This is a genomic window from Streptomyces sp. NRRL WC-3549, from assembly GCF_000721935.1.
Classification (GTDB): Bacteria; Actinomycetota; Actinomycetes; order Streptomycetales; family Streptomycetaceae; genus Streptomyces.
This window is the reverse complement of record NZ_KL585387.1, coordinates 41,320-44,482: the sequence shown is the minus strand read 5'-3', so window position 1 is coordinate 44,482 and position 3,163 is coordinate 41,320. Positions and strand designations below refer to the sequence as shown.

Sequence of the window (3,163 nt, the reverse complement as noted above, 5' to 3'; positions counted from 1 at the left end):
CGGCGTGAGCTGAGCCCGCCCAAAGGGCCGCGCCCGGCGGGAGAGCTGGGCCCGAGCCTGCGGGCCGAGCCCGGTAGGAGAGCTGGGCCCGAGCCTGCGGGCCGAGCCCGGCGTGAGCTGAGCCCGCCCAAAGGGCCGCGCCCGGCGGAGAGCTGAGCCCGCCCGGAGAGCCGCGCCCGGCGGGAGAGCTGAGCCCGGCCCAAAGACGTGGGTCCGGCCCTCGGGGCGGTTCAGCGGTGACGGCGGACGACGTCGGCCTCCTCGGCGAACTCACCGAGGACGGCCACCCCGAAGGCGGTGCGCGCGAAGACGCCGACGGCGCGCACGGCGTCCCCGAGGCGGTGACTGCGTGGGTGACCGGTGGCCGCGCTCCTGCCGTGCGCGGGGCCGGTCCTGCGGGGGTTCAGGTATGCGGTGCTCATGTGTTCCATGGTGTGTCGAGCCCACCACCCGGGACATCGGCCCGAGGGCGGAAGCGGATGCCGGCGCGGGTAGGCCCCAGGTCCCATGCCGTCCCCTACGGGAAGGAGGGGCGCACCCTTATTCGTTCGCCCCGGCATCCCGGGATCGCTACAATCGCCGGTCTGCCCGCCTCCCGCACCGTGGTACCGGCCCGCCCCAGCAGCGGTCGGCAGCCGGGGGAGCGCCGCCGACCGGACGGAAACCGGCCGACACCAGCCGTACGCGGTCCCCGTGTACGCATCTGTGAAAGTCCCCAGCGGGCTGTGCGGTGTGCACGGTCCGCCGTCCTGTGTCGAAAGCCGGAGGCAACACCGTGCCCGCGCACGAAGCGACAACCGAACCCCAGACGGCAACGGCCGGAACACCCGGCGATCATCCCCTCGCGAGCGAACGCGCCCATCTGGCCGCGTCCCGGGCCGCCCTGCGCGCCATGCGCGAGGACGTGCAGGCCCTCGACATCCGCGACGTCACCGCGAACTGGGTCAACGCCGCCGTCCTGCAGGCCCAGATGGACGACCGCATCAAGGCGCTCGCCGATCTCGCGCACACCCCCCTGTTCTTCGGCCGGCTCGACTATCTGCACACGGTCACCGGTGAGGCCGCGGAAGGCGGCGAGGGCGAACAGTTCTACATCGGCCGCCGCCACGTCCACGACGCCCACGGCGACCCCATGGTCATCGACTGGCGTGCCCCGGTCTCCCAGCCCTTCTACCAGGCGTCCCGGAACAACCCGCTGGATGTCGACCGGCGGCGTCGGTTCGGCTACACGGGCGGTGAACTGACCGCCTACGAGGACGAGCACCTCACCGATCCGGCCGAGACCGAGCAGACCAGCAAGCTGCTCCAGGCGGAGATCGAGCGGCCCCGCGTCGGCCCGATGCGCGACATCGTGGCGACGATCCAGCCGGAGCAGGACGAGATCGTCCGCAGCGGACTGGGCGGGACGGTCTGTGTGCAGGGTGGCCCCGGCACCGGGAAGACGGCCGTGGGCCTGCACCGTGTCGCCTACCTGCTGTACGCGCACCGTGAGCGGCTGGCCCGGACCGGCACCCTCGTCATCGGCCCGAACCGGTCCTTCCTCCACTACATCGAGCAGGTCCTTCCCGCGCTCGGTGAGCTGGAGGTGAAACAGGCCACCGTCGAGGACCTGGTGACGGCCCAGGTCGAGGTGCGCGGCACGGACGAGGCGGCCGCCGCCGTGGTGAAGGGCGACGCCCGGATGGCCGAGGTGCTGCGGCGGGCGATCCGCTCCCACGTCACCCCGCCCTCGGAACCGGTCGTCGTGGTGCGCGGCTCGCGGCGCTGGCGTGTTCCGGCGTACGAGATCGAGGAGATGGTGACCGAACTGCTGGCCCGCGACATGCGGTACGGCGCGGCCCACGAGGCGCTCCCGCAGCGGATCGCGCACGCCGTCCTCGTACGGATGGAGGAGGCCGGGGAGGCGCCCGACGACCGGGTGCAGAACGCGGTGGCCCGCAATCCGGCGGTCAAGGCGGCCGTGAAGGCGATCTGGCCGGCGGTGGACCCGGCGAAGCTGGTGCTGCGGCTGCTGACGGACGCGGCGTTCCTGGACGCACACGCGGAAGGGATTCTCACCGAGGAGGAGCGGAAGCGGATCCTGATGGCGAAGCCCGCCCGCAGCGTGAAGTCGGCGAAGTGGACGGCGGCCGACGCGGTCCTCATCGACGAGGCGACCGACCTGGTGGCCCGCACCCACTCGCTGGGCCACGTCGTCGTCGACGAGGCCCAGGACCTGTCGCCGATGCAGTACCGCGCGGTGGGCCGGCGCTGCTCCACGGGATCGGCGACCGTGCTGGGCGACCTCGCCCAGGGGACGACACCGTGGTCGACGGAGAGCTGGGAACAGGCGCTGTTCCACCTCGGCAAGACGGACGCGGTGGTGGAGGAGCTGACGGCGGGCTTCCGAGTGCCGCGCGAGGTGATCGCGTACGCCTCCCGGCTGCTCCCCGCGATCTCCCCCGGCCTGGCCCCGGTGGAGTCGGTGCGTGAGACGCCCGGTTCGCTGGCCGTGCGCGAGGTGGCGGGCTCTGACGCCCTGGACGCGGCGGTGGTCGCGGCCTGCGAGGAGTCGCTGCGCCACGAGGGCTCGATCGGCCTGATCGCCGCCGACGCCCGCGTCCCCTTCCTGGCCGCCGCGCTCGCGGCGGCGGGCCACACTCCGCTCTCCCCCGGCGAGGAGACCACGGCCGCCTCCCGCCTGACGCTGGTCCCGGCCTCGCTCGCGAAGGGTTTGGAGTACGACTACGTGGTGCTGGACGAACCGGCCGCCGTGGTCGACGGCGAACCCGACGAACGCACGGGGCTCCGCCGCCTGTACGTGGCGCTGACCCGGGCGGTGTCGGGCCTGGTGGTGCTGCACGCGGCACCCCTGCCGGAGCAGCTCTGCCGACGGTGACGGGACTGACCGTGCGGAGCCCGGCCACACCAGGGCCGGGAGCGTCCGGGCCGGCCGGGCCGGGGGCGTCCCCGGCGGGGCCGGACGCACCGGGCCCGGCCGCGCCAGGACCTGCCACGCCAGGCCCGGCCTTCGGACGGCCGGTCCCGGCGGCGTGCTCTCTTCACCCGGTGTGCTCTTCATCGATCCACCCCTCCCTGTCGCTCACACAGAGTGACGAACCGCACACGCGGTAAGTTCCCGTGCGTCGCGACCCGGCCTGGCGGGGGCCGGGGGGAGCGGCAG

General features: G+C 73.7%; 2 protein-coding genes. One reads left to right on the top strand and one right to left on the bottom strand.

Annotated features, from left to right (window positions below):
• Positions 1-230: 230 nt before the first annotated feature.
• Positions 231-422, bottom strand: a complete 192-nt coding sequence (locus IH13_RS0105475) for a hypothetical protein (protein WP_031081481.1) — start codon at positions 420-422, stop codon at positions 231-233.
• Positions 423-775: 353 nt separating this feature from the next.
• Here IH13_RS0105475 and IH13_RS0105470 point away from each other — a divergent pair, with 353 nt between their 5' ends.
• Positions 776-2,878: a HelD family protein gene (locus IH13_RS0105470; RefSeq protein ID WP_031081480.1), complete on the top strand. Its 2,103-nt coding sequence runs from the start codon at positions 776-778 to the stop codon at positions 2,876-2,878.
• The last annotated feature ends 285 nt before the right edge of the window (positions 2,879-3,163 follow it).